1 protein-coding gene is annotated in these 434 nt (G+C 42.2%); it reads left to right on the plus strand.

All coding sequences use genetic code 11. From position 1 onward, the window contains the following. Window positions 1–434, plus strand: a 434-nt coding sequence (locus AB4486_RS28110; protein ID WP_372120113.1) for a sensor histidine kinase, incomplete at both ends; no start/stop codon positions are given.

The raw sequence follows: 434 nt of genomic DNA on the forward strand, positions 1-434 counted from the left end.
CACTTCTTTAGAAGCAACCTTAAGCAGAACATCAACACTGTGAAACTTAAAGACGAGCTTGCACACGTCAATGCGTATCTCACCATTGAAAAGGCACGTTTTACCGACCGGTTAGAAGTGGAATGGGACATAGATCCACAGTTATACGAGTCACAACTACCAAGCTTTACCCTGCAACCATTGGTTGAAAACGCCATCAAGCATGGCATTTCGAACATGCTAGAAGGTGGCACAGTGAAGATCTATAGCGAGGCTTTCGAGAGTGGGTTCAAGTTAACCGTTGAAGACAACGCGGGTAATTATCAGAAGCCATCTCAAGATCATGTAGGATTAGGGATGGAGATTGTTGATAAACGACTCACTAATTTCTTTGGACAAGATTCAGCACTAAAAATAGAATCTCAACCACAGCAATTTACTCGAATGAGCTTTAT

It is taken from the genome of Vibrio sp. 10N.222.55.C6 (assembly GCF_041473395.1).
In the GTDB taxonomy this organism is placed as follows: domain Bacteria; phylum Pseudomonadota; class Gammaproteobacteria; order Enterobacterales; family Vibrionaceae; genus Vibrio; species Vibrio crassostreae_C.